Source organism: Rhodococcus sp. (in: high G+C Gram-positive bacteria), from assembly GCF_049286785.1.
Classification (GTDB): Bacteria; Actinomycetota; Actinomycetes; order Mycobacteriales; family Mycobacteriaceae; genus Rhodococcus_F.
In genome coordinates, this window is record NZ_JBAQEO010000839.1 from 1 (window position 1) to 4,939 (window position 4,939).

Annotated in this window: 3 protein-coding genes; 2 read left to right on the forward strand and 1 reads right to left on the reverse strand. The window is 65.2% G+C overall.

The features are described from left to right. Positions 1 to 221: 221 nt before the first annotated feature. Positions 222 to 653 (reverse strand): hypothetical protein, encoded by a 432-nt coding sequence (locus tag WAW17_RS30030; protein WP_422336496.1) that lies wholly within the window; start codon positions 651 to 653, stop codon positions 222 to 224. A gap of 519 nt (positions 654 to 1,172) precedes the next feature. On the opposite strand from WAW17_RS30030, the gene WAW17_RS30035 reads away from it, so the two are divergent. Continuing rightward, complete coding sequence (locus WAW17_RS30035) at positions 1,173 to 4,295, forward strand: (Fe-S)-binding protein (RefSeq protein ID WP_422336497.1); 3,123 nt, start codon at positions 1,173 to 1,175, stop codon at positions 4,293 to 4,295. A 174-nt stretch (positions 4,296 to 4,469) separates the two neighbouring features. After that, complete coding sequence (locus tag WAW17_RS30040; protein ID WP_422336498.1) at positions 4,470 to 4,706, forward strand: hypothetical protein; 237 nt, start codon at positions 4,470 to 4,472, stop codon at positions 4,704 to 4,706. Positions 4,707 to 4,939 lie beyond the last annotated feature (233 nt).

The following is a 4,939-nucleotide window of genomic DNA, read 5'->3' on the forward strand; positions in this document are numbered from 1 at the left end:
AAATAGTTTTGCGAATCAAGAGTGAGTTCAAGTATTGGAATCAAGAGAAAGGCGGCGGAGCGCACGCAACGAACCGTAGGCACCCGAACTTCCATCCACAAAGTTGTCCACAAACGGGGATGAACCCCGTTCCAACGCGCGACCGCGTCCGCCCTTTTGCAACCGACAGAAGAAGGGCCCCGCTGCACGACGAGTGCAGCGGGGCCCGACAGTCCTAGAAGCTACTTGAACTCTCCCGCATAGACCGACGTTCCGGGTGCGGCGTTGTACGTCTCGTACAGTTGCCAGGCGCTGACTGCCAATGTGGGACCACCGGCGACGATCGTGCCTATGACGGCACCGATCCCCGCACCGGTCACCGCGCCGGGAATGCAGCCGGCCGCCGCGCTAACCACACAGCCGATCCCGGCACCGGCAACGGTGCCCGCAAGGCTGCCCACCGTGACGGCGATGCCGACCTGGCTGCCGAACTGGGAGAACGCGCGGTCGGTCTCCTGACGTGATGCCACGTCATGAAAGGGAAGCGGTGACGTCGCCACCGGGGCGGCTGCCGGCGGCGGCGTGAACTCCGGCGCCGCGTGCGACACCCCCGCGCCGAGTCCCATGGCGGCCACTGCCACCCCTGCCGTCACTGCTGCTTTCTTCACGATCATTGATGCCTCTTTTCAGGAACGTCCCGACGAGTTGTGAATTGATCGATGTGCACAGTCCGAGCCCTCCCCCGGTTCGACCGTGCCGGCCAGGGCCGGAAGCACGCTCACAGTAACAGCGGACGCGCGGCGGAATTGGTCATTGGCGCAAATTGAGTAAACAACCGAGCTGCCGTTCTGTCGCCGAATTGCATTTGTTGCAGATCATTCGAATTACGAGACCGGAGCACCTCCGGCTCCCGACGTCATGGGTGTCGGACGGACACCGGTGCGGCGACGACCAGAGGTTAGGGCAACCTTTGGTGAACGTCTCGCAGCGGACCACATAACGTGGGGCCAAGATATGCCCATCAGTGCCATGCACCACATGCCAACGGCTACGCCGTTGGCGCGCACGCGCTGCCTCAGCGCTGTTACCCGCCGGTAGAACTATGTAGTTACCGGTGGGTAACTTATGGCGGGTTAGGATCATGAGCAGTCCCGAGGCGGTCACCGCGCCGCCCTGAAACGAAAGGCCGCGACATGAATGCCCTGACGATCACGTTGGGCACCATCGGCGTGCTGCTGAGCCTCGTATGTTGGTTCGCCTTCATAAGTGGCGTCGTGAAGATGGTCGACATCGTACGGATCGGCCAGTCGGCCCCGGATCGCTGGCGACCCTTCTTCCCGCGCTTCAAGCAGATGGTGATCGAGTTCGTCGCTCATACCCGCATGAGCAAATTCCGCACGGTCGGCTGGGCGCACTGGCTTGTCATGGTCGGCTTCATGCTCGGCGCCATCGTGTGGTTCGAGGCCTACGGGCAGACATTCGACCCCGAGTTCCACTGGCCACTGATCGGCAACACTGCGGTCTACCACTTCATCGACGAGATCCTGGGCCTGGGCACCGTCATCGGTATCACCACCCTGATCGTGATTCGCCAGCTCAACCACCCGCGTCGGCCCGAACGGCTGTCGCGCTTCGCGGGATCGAACTTCAACGCCGCATACTTCGTCGAAGCCGTCGTCCTCATCGAGGGTCTCGGCATGGTCTTCGTCAAGGCCGGCAAGATCGCAACCTACGGGCACTCCAACGCCTGGACCGACTTCTTCACGATGAATCTGGCCAAACTGCTGCCGGCCAGCCCGAACATGGTCGCCGTCTTCGCTTTCGTCAAGCTGATGTCCGGCATGATCTGGCTGTACATCGTGGGCCGCAACATCACCTGGGGCGTGGCCTGGCACCGCTTCGCGGCCTTCTTCAACATCTACTTCAAGCGCGAGGACGACGGCGGTGTCGCCCTCGGTGCGGCCAAGCCGATGATGTCCAAGGGCAAGCCCATCAACATGGAGGACGCCGATCCCGACACCGACACGTTCGGCGCCGGGAACATCGAGGACTTCTCCTGGAAGGGCTGGCTGGACTTCAGCACCTGCACCGAATGCGGTCGTTGCCAATCACAGTGCCCCGCGTGGAACACCGGCAAGCCTTTGTCGCCGAAGCTGCTCATCACCTCGCTGCGTGACCACGGCAACGCCAAGGCCCCGTACCTGCTGGCGGGTGGCCGCACGGACATGGGCGGCGACGAGGTCGGACTGGTCGACGCCGACGGCAACGTCGACGAGGCCGCACTGGCCAAGATCCCGGAGGCTGCGCGCCGGGAAGCGCAGCGCAAGCTGGTCGGCGAGACCACCGAGGGTGAGCTTGCCCCGGTGATCGACGCGGAGACGCTGTGGAGCTGCACCAACTGCGGTGCGTGCGTCGAACAGTGCCCGGTCGACATCGAGCACGTCGACCACATCATCGACATGCGCCGCTACCAGGTCCTGATCGAGTCGGAGTTCCCGTCCGAGCTGGCCGGCCTGTTCAAGAATCTCGAGAACAAGGGCAACCCCTGGGGTCAGAACTCCAAGGACCGGCTCAATTGGATCAGCGAGATGGACTTCGACATCCCGGTCTTCGGCCAGGATGCGGACAGCTTCGAGGACTACGAGTACCTCTTCTGGGTCGGCTGCGCCGGCGCCTACGAGGATCGGGCCAAGAAGACCACCAAGGCCGTCGCCGAACTGCTCGCCACTGCGGGCGTCAAGTTCATGGTGCTCGGCGCCGACGAGACCTGCACCGGCGACTCCGCTCGCCGGGCGGGTAACGAGTTCCTGTTCCAGCAGCTCGCCATGCAGAACATCGAAATGCTGAACTCGGTGTTCGACGGCGTGGAGCAGCGCAAGCGCAAGATCGTCGTGACGTGTGCGCACTGCTTCAACGCCCTGGGCAACGAGTACCCGCAGGTCGGTGGCGACTACGAGGTTGTCCACCACACCCAGCTGCTCAACCGCCTGGTGCGGCAGAAGAAGCTGATCCCCGTCGCATCCGTCGGCGAGGACGTCACCTATCACGACCCATGCTTCCTGGGCCGTCACAACAAGGTGTACGACGCGCCGCGTGAGCTGATGGAGGCCTCCGGCGCCAAGCTGAAAGAGATGCCGCGTCACGGTGAACGTTCCATGTGCTGCGGTGCCGGAGGCGCCCGCATGTGGATGGAAGAGAAGATCGGTAAGCGCATCAACATCGACCGGGTCGACGAAGCACTCGACACGGCGACAACGAAGATCGCGACGGGCTGCCCCTTCTGCCGGGTCATGCTCAACGACGGTCTCACCGCCCGGCAGGAATCCGGTCAGGGCGAGGGCGTCGAGGTAGTGGATGTCGCACAGTTGATGCTCTCGTCCATCACTCGCCTCGAGCCGGAGAAGCTCACCGAGAACATCAAGGTGGTTCCTCGGGAAAAGCCGGCGGAGAAGCCGAAGGAACCCGTCGCGGCGGAGGCCAAGGCCGCAGTGGTCGAGAAGGAGCGCGTCGAGAAGGTCGAGGAGGCGGCGGAGACATCTGCCGCCAAGGAGGCTCCGGCCGGCAAGGGCCTGGCGATGAAGGGCCTGGCCAAGGCTCCCGGCGCCAAGGCTCCCGGCGCGAAGGCTCCCGGCGCCAAGAAGCCTGCGGCCGCCGAGGCCGCGGCAGACGGTGCCGAGGCCCCTGCGGCACCCCAGCCCAAGGGACTGGGACTCGCCGGTGGCGCGAAGGCACCGGGCGGCAAGGGTCTGCAGATGAAGGGTGCCGCCAAGGCTCCCGGCGCGAAGGCTGCGGCTGCCGAGGCGCCGGCAGCTCCAGAGGCTCCCGCAGCCGAAGCTCCCGCAGCCGAGGCTCCCCGGGCGAAGGGTCTCGGAGTCGCGTCCGGTGCGAAGGCGCCGGGCAAGGGCCTGCAGATGAAGGGCAAGGCGAAGGCACCCGGCGCCAAGGCCGCACCGGCAGCAGATGCTGCACCGGCGGCCGAGCCGGAGGCACCCGCAGCAGCCGAATCCGCCGCAATTCCGGAGGCACCTGCCGCCGAAGCGCCCAAGGCTCCCCCGGCCCCCAAGGCCGGTGGACTGGGCTTCAAGAGCGGCGCCAAGGCACCCGGGGCTCGCAAGGCGGCTCCGGTGAAAGCTGAAGTTCCCAAGGCAGCTGCGCTGAAGGCCGCAGCACCTGAGGCTGCGGCACCGAAGTCCGGATCTGCTCGGGCCGAGGAAACGAACGGTGACGGTGCTGCCCCCGCAGCCGCCCCGCCGGAGGCCAAGCCCGGCGGGCTCGGGTTCAAGGCTGGCGCCAAGGCGCCGGGCCGAAAGAACTAGCGAATACTGTTCCTCGCAGACAGCGCCCCCCACCGACATCCGGTGGGGGGCGCTGTCTCGTGCGGAGGTGACGGTGTTCGGCAGTGAGCCCCTGATTCAGGGCGTCCCGTACGGGTAACCAAGACGGACATCCTTCGGACGGACATGCCCGTCTGGTACCCGAGGAGGAACAGGATGCCTGTTTGCGAAACCTGTGGAAACGATTACGACAAGACCTTCACCGTCACACGCGGTGACCGAACCTCCGTCTTCGACAGCTTCGAATGCGCGGCGCAGGCCATGGCGCCGCAGTGTGCGCAGTGCGGTTGCCGCATTCTCGGGCACGGAGTCGAGGCTGCGGGAGACATCTATTGCTGCGCCCACTGTGCACGATCGGCCGGACACCCGGAACTGGCGGACCGTGCCGGTTAGCCGCGCAGAACTCATGACGCAGCAGCCCGGCAGTGACCAACAGACGTTTCGTCGCGCCGCGACATACACGCTCGGCGTGGTGGGCGCTGCGGTGGTGCTGGGTCTGGGGGCCTTACCCCCGGCTTGTGGACACGGGTGGTGGATTACGCGGCGGATGCCAGCGTAGCGGTGTAGAGGGTCTCGTAGGTGTTCGGGGACCGGTGTCCGCACCAGGAGTGCCTCCTTCTGGTGTT

Bases quoted from the DNA above. Each gene is read 5' to 3' on its own strand.
- WAW17_RS30030 (WP_422336496.1), bottom strand. From the start codon at position 653: ATGATCGTGAAGAAAGCAGCAGTGACGGCAGGGGTGGCAGTGGCCGCC.
- WAW17_RS30035 (WP_422336497.1), top strand. From the start codon at position 1,173: ATGAATGCCCTGACGATCACGTTGGGCACCATCGGCGTGCTGCTGAGC.
- WAW17_RS30040 (WP_422336498.1), top strand. From the start codon at position 4,470: ATGCCTGTTTGCGAAACCTGTGGAAACGATTACGACAAGACCTTCACC.